13 protein-coding genes and 1 pseudogene are annotated in these 19,696 nt (G+C 24.9%); 8 read left to right on the top strand and 6 right to left on the bottom strand.

Features of this window, described 5'->3' with window-relative positions; genetic code table 11:
- The first annotated feature begins 714 nt into the window (after nucleotides 1–714).
- Both mfd and pgl read left to right on the top strand, forming a co-directional pair.
- Nucleotides 715–2,832: a transcription-repair coupling factor gene (gene mfd, locus D9V75_RS01415; RefSeq protein WP_158343535.1), complete on the top strand. Its 2,118-nt coding sequence runs from the start codon at nucleotides 715–717 to the stop codon at nucleotides 2,830–2,832.
- Between the two features lie 112 nt (nucleotides 2,833–2,944).
- On the top strand, nucleotides 2,945–3,955 hold the full coding sequence (gene pgl / locus D9V75_RS01410; protein WP_158343533.1) for a 6-phosphogluconolactonase: 1,011 nt from the start codon (nucleotides 2,945–2,947) through the stop codon (nucleotides 3,953–3,955).
- Nucleotides 3,956–3,960: 5 nt separating this feature from the next.
- Here pgl and bioA read toward each other — a convergent pair whose 3' ends face one another.
- Nucleotides 3,961–5,247, bottom strand: a complete 1,287-nt coding sequence (gene bioA / locus D9V75_RS01405) for an adenosylmethionine--8-amino-7-oxononanoate transaminase (RefSeq protein ID WP_158343532.1) — start codon at nucleotides 5,245–5,247, stop codon at nucleotides 3,961–3,963.
- 79 nt (nucleotides 5,248–5,326) lie between these two features.
- On the opposite strand from bioA, the gene bioB reads away from it, so the two are divergent.
- Both bioB and bioD read left to right on the top strand, forming a co-directional pair.
- On the top strand, nucleotides 5,327–6,355 hold the full coding sequence (gene bioB, locus D9V75_RS01400; protein ID WP_158343530.1) for a biotin synthase BioB: 1,029 nt from the start codon (nucleotides 5,327–5,329) through the stop codon (nucleotides 6,353–6,355).
- A 249-nt stretch (nucleotides 6,356–6,604) separates the two neighbouring features.
- Nucleotides 6,605–7,297 carry a dethiobiotin synthase gene (gene bioD, locus D9V75_RS01395; RefSeq protein ID WP_158343528.1) on the top strand — a complete coding sequence of 231 codons (693 nt, stop codon included), beginning with the start codon at nucleotides 6,605–6,607 and terminating at the stop codon, nucleotides 7,295–7,297.
- Nucleotides 7,298–7,319: 22 nt separating this feature from the next.
- Here the strand turns inward: bioD and glyA are convergent, their stop codons facing one another.
- From glyA to rlmN, 4 genes and pseudogenes are all read right to left on the bottom strand, one after another.
- On the bottom strand, nucleotides 7,320–8,576 hold the full coding sequence (glyA, locus tag D9V75_RS01390) for a serine hydroxymethyltransferase (protein ID WP_315984339.1): 1,257 nt from the start codon (nucleotides 8,574–8,576) through the stop codon (nucleotides 7,320–7,322).
- A 3-nt stretch (nucleotides 8,577–8,579) separates the two neighbouring features.
- Nucleotides 8,580–9,877: pseudogene (hisS, locus tag D9V75_RS01385) on the bottom strand (histidine--tRNA ligase).
- Nucleotides 9,878–9,931: 54 nt separating this feature from the next.
- Nucleotides 9,932–11,041 carry a flavodoxin-dependent (E)-4-hydroxy-3-methylbut-2-enyl-diphosphate synthase gene (ispG, locus tag D9V75_RS01380; protein ID WP_158343525.1) on the bottom strand — a complete coding sequence of 370 codons (1,110 nt, stop codon included), beginning with the start codon at nucleotides 11,039–11,041 and terminating at the stop codon, nucleotides 9,932–9,934.
- 122 nt (nucleotides 11,042–11,163) lie between these two features.
- Nucleotides 11,164–12,255 (bottom strand): 23S rRNA (adenine(2503)-C(2))-methyltransferase RlmN, encoded by a 1,092-nt coding sequence (gene rlmN / locus D9V75_RS01375; protein WP_158343523.1) that lies wholly within the window; start codon nucleotides 12,253–12,255, stop codon nucleotides 11,164–11,166.
- Nucleotides 12,256–12,507: 252 nt separating this feature from the next.
- On the opposite strand from rlmN, the gene D9V75_RS01370 reads away from it, so the two are divergent.
- The gene (locus tag D9V75_RS01370; RefSeq protein ID WP_158343521.1) at nucleotides 12,508–13,302 is read left to right on the top strand and encodes an inositol monophosphatase family protein; all 795 of its coding nucleotides are present in this window, start codon (nucleotides 12,508–12,510) and stop codon (nucleotides 13,300–13,302) included.
- Between the two features lie 1,653 nt (nucleotides 13,303–14,955).
- Here the strand turns inward: D9V75_RS01370 and D9V75_RS01360 are convergent.
- Nucleotides 14,956–15,861, bottom strand: a complete 906-nt coding sequence (locus tag D9V75_RS01360) for a DMT family transporter (protein WP_158343519.1) — start codon at nucleotides 15,859–15,861, stop codon at nucleotides 14,956–14,958.
- A gap of 229 nt (nucleotides 15,862–16,090) precedes the next feature.
- On the opposite strand from D9V75_RS01360, the gene trpD reads away from it, so the two are divergent.
- From trpD to trpB, 3 genes are read left to right on the top strand one after another with little or no spacing between them, the layout of a single operon-like run.
- Nucleotides 16,091–17,119, top strand: coding sequence for an anthranilate phosphoribosyltransferase (trpD, locus tag D9V75_RS01355; RefSeq protein ID WP_158343518.1), 1,029 nt, complete (start codon nucleotides 16,091–16,093; stop codon nucleotides 17,117–17,119).
- Nucleotides 17,100–18,461 (top strand): bifunctional indole-3-glycerol-phosphate synthase TrpC/phosphoribosylanthranilate isomerase TrpF, encoded by a 1,362-nt coding sequence (gene trpCF / locus D9V75_RS01350; RefSeq protein ID WP_158343516.1) that lies wholly within the window; start codon nucleotides 17,100–17,102, stop codon nucleotides 18,459–18,461. The genes trpD and trpCF overlap by 20 nt, the downstream gene beginning before the upstream one ends.
- Before the next feature lie 29 nt (nucleotides 18,462–18,490).
- A complete protein-coding gene (gene trpB, locus D9V75_RS01345; protein WP_158343514.1) occupies nucleotides 18,491–19,693 on the top strand; it encodes a tryptophan synthase subunit beta in 1,203 nt (400 codons plus the stop codon).
- Nucleotides 19,694–19,696: the final 3 nt, after the last annotated feature.

Below are 19,696 nucleotides of genomic sequence, written 5' to 3'. Positions count from 1 at the left end.
AATAATATAATCATTATATTTATAAAAACATTTAAAATATTCGTTTCAAAAAAGAAATTAATGTGATTAAATACTACCGTGATAAATTTAATATTAATAATAATTAAAAAAAGTTAATAACAATTTTACAAATAACCAAATTTTAATATTTATAAACTAAATACTTTTTATTTAATTATATTTTTAAAAATAAAAAATTATTCTATCTTATATTTTTTATTTTCATGCAATCTTCTTCACTATAAAAATGATTGTCTCTATTTAAATCTTTATTTTGAAAGTGCATTTTGCATATTTTTATAAAAACTCATTAGAATAAAAAAGTTAATATATTATAAAAATAAGTGCTACTGAGTGATTTAAAAAAGTAAAATACAAACGTTGTTAACCATTTTAAAAAATGTTACTTCTTAAAAGAATTATAAAATTTTATGTTAAAAAATCAATAAAAAATAATAAAAAAATACTGCTAAACTAATTCAAAACCCTCTTTTAAAAGATTTAGATTTATTCTGATAGATTAAATTTTTTTATTTTAATAGAAAGTGTATATTTTATTAATTTTAATATCAGGATTGCTAAATTTTAAATTATTAAATTAAAAAATTTTGAATTCTTTAAAGTAAATATTTTATAAAAAATATTAAAAATTTTATACAGAGATGTTAGATAAAAAATAATTTTTTATTGATCTCCGAAAGAGATTTGTTATCTATGTTAGAAGATGGTAAAAAAGAAAACAATATCAGGTGTATTATAGATATTGAAAACAAATATAATGATATACTTAATGAAAATTTATCTCAATTAAATTTTAACGATCCGGTTGTGCACATTGATCATGGTATTGGAAGATACCAAGGACTAATTACTATAGAAACAGATGGAGTACAATCTGAATACTTAGTTATATTATATGCAGAAGAAAATAAATTGTATCTTCCTATTTCATATCTCCACCTTGTATCTCCTTATACTGGAACTCAAAAAAATAATGCTCCACTTCACAGATTAGGTGGAGAATCGTGGAAAAAAGAAAAAAAGAAAATTAGTAAACACTTATGTGATTATGCAGCAAAATTATTAGATATTTACTCTAAAAGAAAGTCTCAAAAAGGATTTTCATTTCAAAAAAAAGAAAAAAAATATAATCTTTTTTGTAAAGATTTTCCATTTAACACAACGCCAGATCAAAAAAAAGTCATTACATCAGTCCTAGAAGATATGTATAAACGCACCCCTATGGATCGTTTAGTTTGTGGTGATGTAGGATTTGGAAAAACAGAAGTTGCTATGAGAGCATCTTTTTTATCTGTTTTAAATCATAAACAAGTAGCTATCTTAGTACCTACAACTTTATTAGCTCAACAGCATTTTAGCAATTTTAAAAAACGCTTTTCTAGATGGCCTTATATTATTGACATACTATCTCGATTTAGAACTCAAAAAGAACAAAGTTTAATATTAAGGAATGTTGAAAAAGGAAAAATTAACATTTTAATAGGTACTCATAAACTGTTATTGAAAAATATAAATTGGTACGATTTAGGTTTATTAATTATCGATGAAGAACACAGATTTGGTGTCAACCATAAAGAAATAATTAAAAAATTGCATTCAAATGTTGATACGTTAACTTTAACAGCTACACCTATACCAAGAACTTTAAATATGGCTATGATAGGTATAAAAAAATTGTCAATTATAGCACATCCGCCCTCTGAAAGACTAACAATTAAAACTTTTGTTCAACAATATAGTTCTATCTTAGTTAGAAAATCTATTCTATTTGAAATATCAAGAGGCGGACAAGTTTATTATGTATATAATAAAGTTAGAAAAATCAACCAAATTGCCAGAAAATTAAAAATTTTAATTCCTGAAGCTACTATTGAAATAGCACATGGACAAATGAATAAAGTACAATTAAAAAAAATTATGAATGACTTTTATTATAATCAATTTAATGTTTTAGTTTGTACTACAATTATTGAAAGTGGAATTGATATACCAAGAGTTAATACAATTATTGTTGAAAATGCAGATCATTTTGGTTTATCTCAGTTGCATCAACTTCGAGGAAGAGTTGGAAGATCAAATTATCAAGCTTATGCTTGGTTTTTTGTAAATGATATTAAATATGCTACGTCAGAAGCAAAACAAAGACTAGAAGCTATTTCATCAAATAATCATCTTTCATCAGGATTACATTTATCTAATAGAGACTTAGAAATTAGAGGAGTAGGTGAACTTTTAGGTAAAGAACAAAGCGGACATATAAACAATATAGGTTACTCGTTATATATGAAACTACTAAAACGTTCGATTCATTCGTTAAAAAAAAGAAAATACTTATCATTAGACGAACTATTTAAAGAAAAACCTAAAATCGAATTGTGTGTTCCTTCTTTTTTACCTGATAGTTATGTTTTAGATATTAATACAAGATTATGTTTTTATAAAAAAATTGCAGTTGTTGAAAATGAAAAAGAATTAAAAAAGATTAAATATCAATTAGAGAATGCATTTGGAAAATTGCCAAAAATCGCTGAAAATTTGATTTTAATTGCTCATCTTCGATTAATGTCGCAAGAAATTGGTATTAAATCGATAAAATTAAATAAAAATGGAGGAATTTTAAAATTTCGTGCTAATAATTTAATAAACATTAAATATCTTTTGAACATATTTCAAAAAAATCCAAATCATTGGAAAATGGAAGGTCCAACAAAGTTGAGATTTATTCAGGTTTTGAAAGATGATTATTTACGAATTAATTGGATTACTCAATTGTTAAAAAATATCAAAAAAAATCTTATATTGAATAAATAATTTTTTAATATTTTATTAAAATAAAAAAAATTAATATTTAATATTATACCAAAATTTTTAGTGTTTTCAAAATATTTTTAAATTAAAAATAATTTATTAAAAGAGACTGCATATGAAACATACTGTTTATATTTCCGCTCCAAAAAGTCATGGAATAGACGTATGGAATTTAAATAAAAATGGAGAAATGAATTTTATACAAAAAGTAAAAACTGATGGAGAAGTTCAACCCATATCTATTATTAAAAATAAAAATTTGTTATACGCTGGAATTCGACCTAAAAATCGAATTATTATATATGATATAGATAAAAATGGTTGTTTAAAAAAAAATAATGAAAGTTTTTTACCTGGAAACCCAAATTATATTGCTTTTGATGAAAAAAAAGAGTTTTTATTTTGTAGTTCATACAATTCAAATTGTATCAGCGTTAGTCAGTTAGATCAATTTAATATTCCTAAAAAACCAATTCAAATCATATATGATATACAAGGTTGTCACGCATCTGAAATGAATTACAAGTACAACATGTTATTTGTCACAGCCCTTAAAGAAGATTGCATTTATTTATATGAACTGACTGAATTTGGAATACTAAGAAATACAGAACAAATTTTAATGAGAACGTTAAAAAAATCAGGACCTCGTCATATTTGTTTTCATCCTAATCAAGATGTTTTTTATACAATCAACGAATTGAATGGAACTATCGATGTATGGTACATAAATAAAAAAAGTTATAAAGTAACAATAAAAAACATACAAAATATTAATATTTTACCAAATTATTCCTCAAAAATGTATTGGTCTTCTGATATTCACTTAACTTCATGTGGCCGTTTTTTATATGTGTCTGATCGTATTTTAAATATTATTTCATTGTTTCATGTTGATACTAGTAATAATTGTCAGATAACTTTTTTTAGATATTACAAAACAAAGAAGCAGCCTCGCAGTTTTTGCATTAATCCTACTGATAAGTATTTAATAGTAGCTAGTCAAATTTCTAATACATGTACTGTATATCATATATCTTCTAACACCGGAGAACTTGAAAAATTAAATACATACACAACAAGTAAAGGGCCATTATGGGTTTATATAAATGAACAAAAATGTTAAAATGTTTATATAAAAAATGCGCTATTATTTAAAGCAACAGATATAGCGTCTGTAAGCATCTTAAGTTGATTTGAATTAATAATATAAGGTGGAACAATATAAATCAGTTTTTTAAATGGTCTAATCCATACGCCTTTTTTTACAAAAAACTTTTGTATCATAGCTATATTAATGAGCTTGGAGCATTCAATTACTCCGATAGCTCCTAAAACGCGAGCGTCAATAACTCGAGGATGACTTATTAGTGGAAGTAAAGAGTCACATAATTGTTTTTCGATGTTAGATACCTGAATCTTCCATTTATTTGTTTGAATCATTTTTATATTAGCATTCGCTACTGCACAAGCCAATGGATTTGCCATATAAGTTGGACCATGCATAAAGCACCCTATTTTACTTTCACTAATAATGTTTGCTATTTTTCTTGACGTTAAAGTAGCAGCTAAAGTAATAGTTCCTCCCGTAATTGCTTTTCCTAAACATAGTATATCTGGTATAACATTTGCATGCTCAAAAGCAAACAGTTTTCCTGTTCGACCAAAACCAGTTGCAATTTCATCAAAAACTATTGGAATATGATAATAATCACATAAAATTTTTATTTTTTTTAAATAATTGGGATGATAAAAATTCATTCCTCCAACACCTTGAACTATAGGTTCTAATATAACACCTGCTATTTTGGATGAATTTTTTTCTATTAAATATTTAAAAGATATTAAATCATTAGAATTCCACGTTTTATTAAAAGCAGAAATAGGTGATTTAGCAAATAAGTTTTTTGGTAAAAAATTATGATATATTCTATGAATAGAATTTTTAGGATCTGAAATTGACATTGCAGCAAAGGTATCACCATGATAACCATCACGTATGGTTAAAAATAATTTTCTCTTTTGACCTAAAGATCGCCAATATTGTATTAACATTTTTATTGCTACTTCAATAGCTACTGATCCTGAATCAGATAAAAAAACACAGTCTAATTTTTTCGGTGTTAAAGAAATTAATTTACGACAAAGCGAAATGGCTGAAGGATGGGTAATACCACCAAACATGATATGAGACATTTTTTTTATTTGATTCTTTAAAGCATTATTTAAAATTGGATGATTATAGCCATGTATAGTTGACCACCATGAAGACATGCCATCTATTATACTACTTCCATGCTTTAATTTTAAATAAACCCCTTTAGCGGATTTAATAATATAGCAAGGAAGGGGTTTCACCATTGATGAATAAGGGTGCCAAATGTGCTTTCGGTCAAAAAATATATTAGATTGACTCATTATTATTTATAATATAAAAATGTCGAATAAATCATTATAAACTTTAAATGAAATAAAATCATGATTATTTGGAGATAATATGAAAAATCAATGGACTTTAAATAAAACACATGCTCTTTTTAAAAAGCCTTTTTTTGATCTTATGTTTCAAGCGCAAGAACAACATAGAAAACATTTTGATCCAAATCAAATACAAATTAGCACACTATTATCTATTAAAACTGGCGCATGTCCAGAAGATTGCAAATATTGCCCTCAAAGTTCTCGGTATAAAACAAACATAAAAAAAGAAAAATTACTGGAAATTGATCAAATTGTTAATGCCGCGAAACAAGCAAAATCTTCAGGTTCTACTCGATTTTGTATGGGAGCTGCTTGGAAAAATCCTAAAGAAAAAGATATGCCTTATTTAAAAATGATTATTAAAAAAATTAAATCTATGGGAATGGAAACGTGTATGACTTTAGGGATGTTGAGTGATTCACAAGCTAAAACGCTAGCTGATGCGGGATTAGATTTTTATAATCATAATTTAGATACATCTTCTAGTTTTTATAATAATATTGTCACTACTCGTACGTATCAAGAACGATTAAACACTTTAAAAAACATACGTAATGCTGGTATGAAGGTTTGTTCTGGAGGTATCATTGGTTTAGGGGAAAAAATTCAAGACCGAATGGAATTATTAATGGAACTTTCTAATTTAAATTTTCCTCCAGAAAGTGTACCAATCAATCTGTTAGTCAAAGTTTCAGGAACTCCTATGGAAAAAAATATAGATACAGATCCCTTTGATTTTATAAGAGTTATTGCAGTTGCTCGTATTATGATGCCAAAGTCTTATATCAGATTGTCTGCCGGTCGTTATAGTATGAACGATCAAACTCAAGCTATGTGCTTTATGGCTGGAGCTAATTCAATTTTTTATGGGTGCAAATTACTAACTTCAAAAAATCCAGAAAAAGAAAAAGATATGATATTATTTAAAAAATTAAATTTAAATGCTGAAATAAAAAAAAATTTAAATCCTCAAAAAAATAAAAATTATAATCTTTTTAATGAAATTAAAATAAACCAAAATCAATACTACAAAGCATCAAAATAATTTTTTAATATATGTTTTGAAAGTAAATATAATTCAATTTGTAAAATTAGATAATTGTTTTATAAAAAATACTTAATATGTTTTTTAGAAATATAATCATTTAATTCGTCTAAAAATTAAATTAATATTTATTTTGAGATTCTTGTTAAATAATTTCTATTTTTAAAAAACATATTAACATTAAACTAATTTTGTTTTTAATATATAAATAAAATTAAATATATTTAAGAAAATAAAATAAAAAATATTATGAAAAATAACACTATTGTTCCAAAAAAATTTTTTATTACAGGCACAGATACTAATGTTGGAAAAACAATAGTCAGCGGCATTTTATTAAAAAAAGCAAATGAAGCTGGATATCAAACTGTAGGCTATAAACCAGTAGCCTCAAGCAGTATAAACAAAAAAAGCAAATTTTTAAATAATGATGCTATTATCTTAAAAAATAACAGTTCAATATCATTGGAATATGAATCAGTAAATCCTATTTTATTTTCTGAAAATGCACCTCCTCATATATTAAGTCAATTAAAAGGAAAAAAAATTACAAAAAAACATCTTTCTTTAGGTTTAAAAAAAATCTCTCACAAAGCTAATTGGATCTTAGTAGAAGGAGCTGGCGGATGGTATACCCCACTATCTTATAAAGATACTTTTGCTGATTGGGTCAAAGAAGAAAAATTAATAGTAATTTTAATTGTAGGAATTAAATTAGGATGTATTAATCATGCAATTTTAACCGAAAGAGCAATTTTATCTAATAAATTAATATGTGGTGGCTGGATTGCTAATAATTTGTTTTTTCAATACAAATACACTTCATATTACATTCATACTTTGTTAAGTTATATAAAATCTCCACTATTAGGAATAATTCCTTATTTTAAATATACACATAATATCAATATAAAAAAGATAAAAATAAAGTTACCTGAATAAATAAAATATTTAAAATTTTTTATTAATTGTAGACAGGATAATTTAAACAAAGACTTAGCACTTTATTTTTTATATTTAAAATATTATCTTTATTTTTGACATCATTTAAAATGCTAATTATCCAATTTGCTACCTGAGAGACTTCTAATTCTTTAAATCCTCTTTTAGTAACAGCAGGAGTGCCAATTCTTATTCCTGAAGTGATAAATGAACTATTTAAATCGTCAGGAATAGTATTTTTGTTTACTGTGATATTTGCTTTGCTCAATGCTAAATCTGCATCTTTTCCAGTTAAACTTTTATCAGATAAATTAATTAAAAATAAATGGTTTAAAGTTTTTCCAGAGACTATTTTGTAACCATTCTTTAAAAAAACTTGAACCATAGTTTGAGAATTTTTTACTATTTGTTGTTGATATATCTTAAAACTAGGTTCTAGAGCTTCTTTAAATGCAATTGCTTTTCCTGCAATAACATGCATTAAAGGACCTCCTTGAGATCCTGGAAAAACTGAAAAATCCAATTTTTTATAAAATGCATCATTTTCGTTTTTAGATAAAATAAGACCTCCACGAGGTCCAGCAAGAGTTTTATGAGTGGTGCTAGTCACAACATGGGCATAATAAATTGGATTAGGATAAATACCAGCCGCCACTAATCCTGCAACATGTGCCATGTCTACTAGCAAATAAGCATTTATTTGATCTGCAATATCACGCATTTGTTTCCAATCACATATTCCTGAATACGCTGAAAAACCGCCAACAATTAATTTAGGCTTGTGTTTCTTAGATAAATACGATAATTCTTCATAATCTATTTCACCTTTTTTATTGACTCCATATGAAATAACATTGTACATTTTTCCAGAAAAATTTACAGAAGAACCATGTGTTAAGTGTCCGCCATGAGATAATTTGAGACCTAATATTGTATCACCTGGTTTTAATAGAGCTGTGTAAACTGAGAAATTTGCTTGAGATCCGGAATGTGGTTGAACATTGGCATAATCAGCATTAAACAATTTTTTTGCACGATCAATTGCTAATGTTTCTATGATATCTACATATTTACAGCCACCATAATAACGCTTTCCTGGATAACCTTCAGCGTATTTGTTCGTTAATTGAGATCCTTGAACATGCATAACATAATTACTGGTGTAATTTTCAGAGGCAATTAATTCAATGTGATTTTCTTGTCTTATATTTTCGTTCTTTATAGCTTTCCACAGTTCTGGATCATATTCTGAAAATTTTTTATTCTTAATCATTTTCATTCCTCATAAATTTTTATTTAATTTTATTTTTAAAAAAATTTTTTTAATGTAAATCATTAACTCATTTTTTGAAAAACGGTATTCTTTCTTTTCTTTTAAATCTTTAACTAAAAAATATGATTTTTTTATTTCATTGTTTCCTATAAAAATAATAATTCGAGCTGAAAGATTAATTGCATTTTTAATCTTTTTTTTAATATTAATATTAAGAAAATTAATAAATATTTTCAGTTTTGGATACAAATTTCTTATTTCTTCAGAGATTTTGATCGCATAAAATTTGTTATGATCTTCTATAGGAATAATATAAATGTTAATTTCTTCCGTTTTCTTGAAAAAAGTACTTAAAGATCTAACCATTAAAACTAATCGCTCCATTCCTATTGCAAATCCCATCGCATAAGTTTTTTTTCCTCCTATTTCTTCTGATAAAAAGTCATATCGTCCTCCAGCGCAAATAGTATTTTGAGAACTTTCATCATCACTTTTCCATTCAAAAACAGTATTGTTGTAATAATCTAATCCTCTAACTAAATTTTGATTATATCGATATTTTATTCCTAATGAACTAATCATTTTACATAAATCTTCAAAATTTTTTCTTGAAGAAGCATCAATGAATTCACTTAATAATGGTGCATTTTTCAATATTTTTTGAATGTTTTGATTTTTAGAATCTAAAATTCGAAAAGGATTAATATACAAACGTTTTTTAGATTCTTCATCTAATACATTTCGGTAATTTTCTAAAAAAGAAATTAATTTCTGTTTATATTTAACACGATTTTTTTGAGACCCAATTGAATTAATTTCTAAAGTTAAATGTGAATTGATTCCAAGTAGTTTCCATAATCGATGATTCAAGATAATAATTTCCAAATCAATACCTGTATTTTCAATTCCAAATACTTCAGCTCCTAATTGATAAAATTGACGATATCTTCCTTTTTGTGGTCTTTCATATCTAAACATTGGCCCCAAATACCAAAATTTTTTTTTTGTTCATGTATTAAATTGTTTTGTATAATAGCACGAAAACAACCTACAGTTCCTTCAGGACGCAGTGTCAAACTATTTCCTTTTCGATCTTTAAAAGAGTACATTTCCTTTTCTATTATATCTGTTACACTACCAATGGCTCTCTGAAATATTTTTGTTTTTTCTAACAAAGGCAGTCTTATCTCTGAATAGCAATAATTAGTGAGCGTTTCTTTAATTACTTCCTCTATTTGTTGCCAAAGTTTTAATTCTTCTGGAAGGTAATCGTGCATTCCTCTAATTAAACTTATATTTTTTTCCACTATGCTCTCTCATTTTTATAATAAATAAAAATATAAATGATTGCTTATTAATAATTATATTTTTTTGAAATGATTTAACGTCTCTATTTCTTTAGATTTGTTTCGAATCTTTAGTTCAAGTTGTTTTATAATATCTTCATTATTAAATTTTTCTTTCTGTCTAACTCCATTTTCATAAAATGCACTTTTTTTATGACATCCTGTAATTCCTAATTCTGTATTCTTGGCTTCTCCAACTCCATTTACATTACATCCAATAATAGAAACATTCATAGGAGTTGTAATATCTTCTACTTTCTTTTCAAGTACATTAACTGTACGAATTACATCAAATTCTTGTCTAGAGCAAGTAGGACAAGAAATAAAATTAATTCCTCTCAATCTAATATTCAAAGCTTTTAATATATCATATCCTACTTTCACTTCCTCCACAGGATCAGCAGATAACGATACTCTTAAAGTATCTCCAATACCTTCTAACAACAAAGTAGAAATACCGATAGCTGATTTGACTGTTCCATTTCTCAAGCCACCAGCCTCTGTAATTCCAATGTGCAGTGGTTGTTGAATTTTTTTAGAAAGAATTCGATACGCTTCAATGGACATTAATACATCTGATGATTTTACACTTACTTTAAATTGATCAAAATTAAAAAAATCTAAATATTCAATATGCCTCATTGCTGATTCTACTAAAGCTTTTGGAGTAGGTTTAGTATATTTTTTTAAAATATCTTTTTCTAACGAACCTGAATTTACCCCTATTCGAATTGGTACGTTTTTATCTTTTGCAAAATTAATAACTGCTAATATTCTTTTTTTATTACCAATGTTACCAGGATTAATTCTTAAACAATCTGCTCCATATTCTATTGCTTTAATAGCTAATCTATAATCAAAATGTACATCTGCTATTAATGGAACATTTACTAATTTTTTAATTTTTTTAAATGATTCTGCTGATTCAAATGTAGGAATAGAAATTCGAACAATATCTGCTCCTGCTTTATTTAATTCCAATACTTGTTTTACAGTTTTTTTTGTATCTACGGTAGAAGTGTTAGTCATTGACTGAACAGAAATAGGGGCATTATTTCCAATTGGGACTTTCCCAACGTAAATACGATTAGAATTTCTTTTGCAAATGTCTTTATATTTTTTCATATTCTTAATTACGTACAATTTAAGTAAAAACAATACTATAGATAAAAAATCTCACTATCAATAGTATTTGATAAATTTTTAGAAAATAAATAATTTATTTTAAAAATATATTTTAAAATAATTTAATTTTTAATATGAGCTATAATATTTCCAGTTAATTGACCGCAAGCTGCGTTAATATCCTGTCCTCTATTTTTTCTGATAGTTGTAGTAAACCCTTTTTTTCTTAAAATATTAGCAAAAATATTAATTCTCTCAATATCGCTACATGTAAAAGAAGAATTCAAAAATGGATTCCATGGAATCAGATTTATTTTACTAGGAACTTTTTTTAAAATATTAGATAATTCAAAAGCATTTTTATTAGAATCGTTAACTCCACTGAGCATTACATATTCTATAGTGACGCCTCCTCTGTTTGCTTTTGATTTTTTTAAATATCTAGAAACTGAATTTAAGAACAATGAAATGTTATATTTTTTGTTAATAGGGATAATTGAGTTTCTAATAATGTCAGTTGGAGCATGTAAAGAAATTGCTAATCCAATATCAACCATATCAATTAATTTATCTATTGCAGGTGCTATTCCAACTGTTGATAAAGTAACGCGATGTTTAGATAAGTTAAAACCATTTTTGTCTAAAATAATTTTTAATGCAGACACAACATTTTTTAAATTTAATAGTGGCTCACCCATACCCATAAAAACTATATTAGTAATACTTTTTTCAATTTTTTTTTGTTTTAATATTTTATTTGCCTCCCACACTTGAGAAATTATTTCAGATACTTTCAAGTTTCGGTTGAATCCTTTTTCTCCAGTAGCGCAAAATTTACATTTTAAAGAACAACCTACTTGAGACGAGATGCAAATAGTAGATCGTTTTTTATCAGGTATATAAACTGTTTCTATTTTTTGATCACCAAGAGAAGTTATCCATTTTATTGTGCCGTCATTAGAAATTTGTTCTTCTGTAAATTTTGGTGAAAATATGTAAGATTCTTTTTTTAGTTCGTTTCTAATCGTTTTTTTTAAATTTAACATCTGATCAAAATCACTACAATTATGTTTATAAATCCATCTCATAATTTGTTGGGCCGAAAATTTTTTAGCTCCTAATGAAACAATAAAATCTTGCATTTCTGCATAGTTTAAATCTAACAAATTAATCTTAGGGTTTAAATTATTTAATATATTAATATTCTGATTCATTCACATACCTTATTTGTGAATATAAAAAATTTTAAGTATTTAACTTGTATAGCATAAAAAAGTAGTATCACATATAAAATTATTTTTAAATTAATCTTTTTAAAAAATGAAATGTGTTTCATTGATTAAATTTAAAGATCAAAAAATTATCATGATTAAAAAATATTCAAAATGTTTAAATTATGATATGATTTTTAAGTAATCATAAATAAAAAATATTTGTTTTAATTAAAAAAATTTTAGGAGAATTTAATGCATCCAATACTCAACATTGCTATTCGAGCAGTTCGAAAAGGAGGAAATATTATTATTCAAAATTATGATAATCAAAATTTTACTAAAGAAAATTCAGAAAAAAAGAAGAATTTCATTCAAAATGTTACAAATAAAACATATCGAATGATTAATGAAATTATTCATAAATCTTACCCAAGTCACATTATTTTAAATAAAAATACTAACTTAGAATTTAAAAATAAAAATAATACTTATTGGATTGTTAACGAATTAGATGGAATATTAAATTTTATAAATCGTTTACCTCATTTTTGTATTTCTATTGCAGTTATAGTAAAAGGTATTACAGAAATTTCAGTAATATATGATCCTGTAAGAAATGATTTATTTACAGCTGTAAAAGGTCAAGGATCGCAACTTAACGGTTATAGAACTAGATGCACCAATGCTAATGCTTTGGAATCTTCTACAATTGCGATCAATTTACCCTATTATAAAAATAATGAATCTTTATCATATATTGAAGTATATAAAAAATTATTTTTATGTGGGTTTTCTTTTAGATGTACAGGTTCTTCCGTATTAGATTTAGCTTACGTTTCATCGGGAAAAATTGACTGTTTGTTTCACTTTAATTTAGAACCAAATAATTTTATAGCTGGAAAGCTTCAATTAATAGAGTCTGGTTGTTTAGTTAACAATTTTCAAAAAAGTTTGGAATATAATAATTTTAACACTGCCAAATTTGCAAGTAATCCAAAATTTATTAGATTAATGACTGAAAAAATAAGTGCATATAGTAATATATGATTTTTTAAAAGTTTTAATTCAATTCAATATGTTATTTATTTTTTTAAAAATAAACTATTTTTTGACAACTAAAAACTAAAAAAATTCTTCTTTTAAATCTGAGATACTATTTTTTATAAATACATATTATAGTTTTATTTCCTTTATTTTTTAATTATTACATGCTAGATGAACAATTTATTTTTTACAGTAACAGATATTAGAACAAAACTTTTTTATAAAAAAGATAACTAATAGATTTTTTAATAAAAAAATGTAAGTTCTATCTTTTTTTTATTAAAAATTTTTTAAATTTTTTATCAAAAATTATCAAAAAAAATTTAACATGTATTTCATATATTTAATTTTTTAAAGAAAATATGAGTGTTTATGATTTTTATCTTTTTTTATTTATCTTTTAGAATTTAGATCTCAAATGTGTTGAATTCATTTAAGAATGAGCAATATAACTTTCTTTATATAACTTTTAAAATAAAGTAATTTTTTATAAAAAACTTAAATTGTTGATTGACTCTAGTTTTAAAATAATAATCATGAATAAATTTAGAAGATTTATAAAAAATTATTTCTATAATAAAAAATCAGAAAAATTTAAAATTTTATTTTATAAAAACACCAGCTTTTAAATAAGAAATTACTTTCGTACTAACTTTGTATTTTTATAAACGCCTTATCAATTTTAAATATTTTTTAGATATAAATTTTTTATAATGAAAGATCAAAATATATAACCCACATCTAATATACAAAAAAAATAAGTTTTATGTATGCTTATACTTTAGTGTTTTTAGTCTTTTTTTCAATAAATTTTTTAATTCTTAAATTGTTTTTTGAAATAATAAAATACTCATTTTTCTAATTTTGATAAATATTTAAAAATTGTTTGATATAACTTCTATAAAGTTACAGAATCTAATTTCCTCCAATAACTTGTCTTCAAATTTTTAGGGAGTAAAAAATATTTCCGTATCGTATCTTAATCAATCTACTAACTTAACATTTTAATTTTTTAAAGATAGATCGCATTTCACAATTTCTTTCTTCTCATATAACACTTTTAAACCATTTATTTTTTATACATTTGAGTTTGAATAGATTTTATTTTTTTGAAAAAGAAGTATAATCATCTTTAATTTTTACGCCATTTGTCAGAATATTTTTATACTTTTATTTATATTTTCAAATACTCGAATATAGTGTTCTTTCTCTATTTTATATCAAAGACGCATTAGTGCATTAGCTAAATTTCCATTATTTATAAGCAGTAATAAACCTTTAATATTAATATCTAATATTCCAATACTGATCCATCGATTCATATGTAAAACAGGTAATCTATCAAATACAGTAAAACGTTTTTTATAATCATTTTTAGTGTAGATTTCTCTTTTAGTTTTATTATAAAATATGATTTTTTTCTTTTTTTTTTTTTAAAGATACAAGTTTTTTTGAATTATATTTTCGCAAAACTGTTTTGATTAATTCGTTTTCTAATTTTATCTAATTTTTTTTATTAACTTCGATATTATCGTATTTTATATTATATTTAATGATGCGTCTTGATTTATAACCTAGATTAGATAATTTTTTCAGTTATAAGATTTTTTTAAAAATATTTTAAAATATATATTAATACCAAAAAATATAAGTTTTTTATTTTTTAATTTTTAAGAAAATTTTGTTTAAATATTGCGGAGGAATTAAAGTTAACAATATACCTAAAGATAGTAAAAAAATCAGACATATTTCATACGATTTAATTATATATTCATGAAGATAACTTTCTAAATATCCAGTAATTATAGGAAAAATTAAAAAAACAGTAGAAGCATAAAATGCACTTACTTTTTTTTGCAAATAAAAATAAGATAAAATTCCAAAAATACCAGAAACGTTTCCAAGATACAAAATAGCCATAATAGATCTATTGGAAATTTGGTTAATGTTAGGATGTTCAATGAAAAAAGCAACAGAAGACAGTAATATTCCAGACATTAAAGAAGGTAATGTATTGAATGTTAAAATAGATACATAACAAGATTTTTTTTGACACTGAACATAAATTATTGCATGACTTAAAAGAGCTATCATTAAAGATAAAATTCCTTTCCACTGGTAAAAAAAATTTAATTTTAATTCGATTAATAAAAATACTAATAATGAAATTAAAGAAAGTGCCACACCAACTTTTTGAAAAAAAAACAATTTTTGTTTTAAATATAAATATGATACTGTCAAAATAGCTACTGGCATATTAGAAAATATAATAGAAGCCATAGACGAGCTAACATATATTCCTCCATATAACATTAGTGTAAATGGTATAGAAAAATAAAATATTGCAATTACAATTTGAAAATATCTGTATCCCTTCGGAAACAAGAAAGGAGATTTAGTTACATAAGAGAGAAAAATCAATAATGGAGTAGCTGATAAAAAACGCAAACCAGTAGCAAAAAATGGAGGAATAGTTTCAGTTGCAATTTTCATTGCCATCCAAGTAGTTCCCCAGGTTAAAGAGACTAAAGAAAATAATATTATTACTATTATTTTTTTCATATTAAAAGTTCCGAAAAATAATAAAAATGTTTATAAAAATTGTAATTATTTTTTTTACTATTATAATTTTATGTTAAAAAATATATAAATTTTTTAAAAAATTATTTTTAAATTGAATGATTCATGTTGATTAATCATTTCAAAAAATAATACAGTTATCTTATTTAATTAAATTTTAAAAAATTCAAATTTTTTAAAAAGATTTAATAAAAGCAGTTAAAGGTAAATTATGAGAAAAATTTTTAATAAACTGTATGAATCTAAGTGTTTAAATAAAAAAGAAAGCTACAAATTATTTAAAGAAATAATTTCTGGAAAAATAAATGAAATACAATTATCTTCTGTATTAACAGCAATGCGAGTGCGCGGCGAATCAATAGAAGAAATCATAGGAGCAGTAAATGCATTTTTAGAGAAAAAAAAATTTTTTCTTAAACCTAGATATATTTTTTCAGATATAGTTGGAACAGGAGGAGATACTCATAACACTATTAATGTTTCAACTGCAAGTGCATTGGTGGCTTCTGCTTGTGGTTTTAAAATTATTAAACATTGTAATCAAGGAGTTTCAAGTAAGTCAGGATCTTCTGATTTACTGAATAATCTTAATATAAATTTAAATGCATCTTCAAAAAAATCTCTTGAAACTTTAGATAAATTAAATATTTGTTTTTTATTCGCTCAAAAATATCACAAAGGGTTTAAATTAGCTAAAAATGTTCGTAAAATTTTAAAAACTAAGACTATTTTTAATTTATTGGGTCCATTTCTTAATCCTGCAACTCCTCCTTTAATAGTCATTGGTGTTTATAAAAAAGAACTTATTAGCTCTACAATACACATTTTAAAACAATTTGAATATAAAAGATGCATTGTATTGCATGGTAATAATACAGATGAAGTTACACTAAATGGAAAAACATATGTGTCTGAGTTATTGAATGGTAAAATTATTTCATATAAATTACAAGCTGAAGATTTTGGTTTAAAAAATTATTCAAGAAAAATGATCACAGAAAGTTCTAAAGAAGAAAATTATCGTATTATTTGCCAAACAATGAAAGGTAATGGTGATAAATTTTATGAAGAATTAATAGCAGTGAACGTGGCTGTATTAATGAAAGTTTTTGGTTATGAAGACTTAAAAGAAAATACACAGGTAGCATTAAAAAAAATTAGAAGTGGAGATGTTTATAAACAGATAATTAACATTTCTAATATGTTAAAAGAAGATGGATATGAAAGACACGATACTTAATAATATAATAAAAAATAAAATTAAATGGATTCAAAATAGAAAAAAAATACAACCTTTAAAAGATTTTCAATATAAAATTAATAAAAATACAAGACAATTTTATCATTCTCTAAAAAAAAAACATCCATTCTTTATATTAGAATGTAAAAAAAAATCCCCTTCTTTAGGGGTAATTAGAAAAAATTTTGATTTATTATATATTGCTAGTGTTTATAAAAAATATGCCTCTGCAATTTCTGTACTTACAGATGAAAAATATTTTGATGGAAATTTTAGTTTTATCAACACAATAAGAAAACATGTAGATCAACCAATTTTATGCAAAGATTTTTTTGTCGATCCCTACCAAATTTATTTATCTCGGTACTATTATGCGGATGCTATCTTATTAATGCTATCTATTTTAAACAATGAGCAATATAAAAAAATGTCTAAAATAGCTATGCAATTAAATATGGGAATTATAACTGAGATCAATAATAAAAAAGAATTAGAACGTGCTATTGAATTAAAAGCAAAAATAATTGGAATTAACAATCGAAACTTGCATGACTTATCTATAGATTTAAATCGAACTCGTTTTTTAGCACCTTTAATTAAAAAAAATGTAATTATAATCAGCGAATCTGGTATAAAAAAATATCATGAAGTTAAAGATTTAAGTAGATTTGTTCATGGATTTTTAATTGGTTCAAATTTAATGCATAAAGAAAATTTAGACGTGTCAGTACGTTCTATGCTCATAGGAAAAAATAAAGTTTGTGGTTTAACTAGAAAAATTGATGCTTGTATTGCAGAAAAATACGGATCAGTATATGGTGGGCTTATTTTTGTAAAACGTTCACCTCGAAATGTTACCGAAGAAATCGCAAAACATATTATTCATGAGATTAATTTAAGGTACATAGGTGTATTTCAAGATGAAGATATTAACATTGTTGTTAAAATGGCCAAGAAATTATCTTTATTTGGAGTGCAGTTACATGGATCTGAAAACCAAAAATATATAGACTTATTAAGAATTATGTTACCAAAAAATATCCAAATTTGGAAAGCTCTTTCCATTTCATCTAAAGTCCCAAATGTTCAATTCAATAATGTAAATCAATATATATTTGACTCTGTTCATGGAGGAAGCAATACATGTTTTGATTGGTCAATTTTAAAAAACTGTGTTTTAAATAAAATTATTTTAGCAGGTGGAATTAATGAAAATAATTGTATTAAAGCATCGGAATTTAATTGTGAAGGTTTAGATTTAAACTCTGGAGTAGAAATATCTCCAGGCATTAAAGATCATAAAAAAATTAAGTTAGTTTTTCAAAAATTAAGATATTATTAAATTTTTTTAAAAATATAAGGAATTTTCATATGACTTTACTAGATCCTTATTTTGGGCAATTTGGAGGCATGTACGTTCCTCAAATATTAATGCCAGCTTTAAATGAATTAGAACAAAATTTTGTAGATTCTCAAAAAGATAAAATATTTAAAGAGACATTTAAAAATTTATTAAAAAACTATGCAGGAAGACCAACTCCTTTAAGTTTATGTTGTAATTTAACTAAAGGAACAAAAACCCGTATCTATCTTAAAAGAGAAGATTTATTACATGGAGGTGCGCATAAAACTAATCAAGTATTAGGTCAAGCAATGTTAGCGCTTAAAATGCATAAACAAGAAGTTATTGCTGAAACTGGAGCTGGACAACATGGTGTAGCCACTGCCATTGCTTGTGCGCTATTTAATTTAAAATGTAGGATTTATATGGGTTTTAAAGACATTGAAAGACAAAGTGTTAATGTATTAAGGATGAAATTAATGGGAGCTCAAGTTATATCAGTAAAAAATGGTTCAGGAACATTAAAAGACGCATGCAATGAAGCTTTACGTGATTGGTCAGATAGTTACAAAACATCTCACTACATGATTGGAACAGCAGCTGGACCTCATCCTTATCCCATAATAGTTCGAGAATTTCAAAAAATTATTGGAGAAGAATCTAAAAAACAAATTTTAGAATATGAAAGAGTTTTACCTAATGCAATAATTGCATGTGTTGGTGGAGGTTCTAACGCTATTGGTATATTTTCTGAATTTATTAAAGATAAACAAGTTGATTTAATTGGAGTGGAGCCTGGAGGTTGCGGAATAGAGACCGGTAGACATGGGGCTCCATTGAGTTATGGTAGAACTGGAATTTATTTTGGAATGAAGTCATATTTAATGCAAAATCAAGAAGGTCAAATAAAAGAATCTTGGTCTATCTCAGCTGGATTAGATTTTCCATCAGTAGGTCCAGAGCACGCTTGGTTAAAAAGTATTAATCGTGCTCAATATGTGTCTGTAACTGATCAAGAAGCTGTCAATGCATTTCAAATTTTGTGCAAAAAAGAAGGAATTATTCCAGCTTTAGAATCGTCTCATGCATTAGCATATGCACTCAAGTTAATGAATTTATTTCCTAATAAAAAACAAGTATTTATTGTTAATCTTTCCGGTCGTGGAGATAAAGATATTTTAACAGTTAATAATATTTTAAAAGATCAGGAGAAACATTGTGAATCTTTATAAAAA

The organism is Buchnera aphidicola (Muscaphis stroyani) (genome assembly GCF_005080865.1).
Classification (GTDB): Bacteria; Pseudomonadota; Gammaproteobacteria; order Enterobacterales; family Enterobacteriaceae; genus Buchnera; species Buchnera aphidicola_AG.
Note: the sequence above shows the minus strand (reverse complement) of the source record. Positions and strands in the feature narration are given on the sequence as shown.